The following is a 372-nucleotide window of genomic DNA, read 5'->3' on the forward strand; positions in this document are numbered from 1 at the left end:
AAACGTTTAAATATACGCCAGAAGGTCCAGTTGGTCTAATTGGAGATAAGAAGATTGCATTATTAAACGCGCGCGGCGGCGTATATTCTGAAGGTCCAGCAGCTGAAGTAGAAATGGCTGTTAAATATGTAGCAAGCATGATGGGCTTCTTCGGTGCAACAAATATGGAAACAGTAGTTATTGAAGGACATAACCAATTCCCAGATAAAGCAGAAGAGATCATTACAGCTGGTCTTGAAGCAGCAGCTAAAGTAGCAAGCAAATTTTAATTGAAAATAGAATCGTCACTCGAAAAAAAGTAGCATTAACAGGTAAACGTTAATGCTACTTTTTTTATATTTTAAGTTCATCAGCCAGTTTTTCTAATTGAAT

The 372-nt window shown here is 36.8% G+C and carries 1 protein-coding gene; it reads left to right on the plus strand.

The annotated features are described in order from the left end of the window. Positions 1-269 (plus strand): NAD(P)H-dependent oxidoreductase (locus MR160_RS34075; RefSeq protein ID WP_242299244.1); only part of this gene is annotated, 269 nt, incomplete at its 5' end. Positions 270-372: the final 103 nt, after the last annotated feature.

The sequence above is a fragment of the Bacillus cereus group sp. BfR-BA-01382 genome, assembly GCF_022663475.1.
Lineage (GTDB): Bacteria > Bacillota > Bacilli > Bacillales > Bacillaceae_G > Bacillus_A > Bacillus_A thuringiensis_S.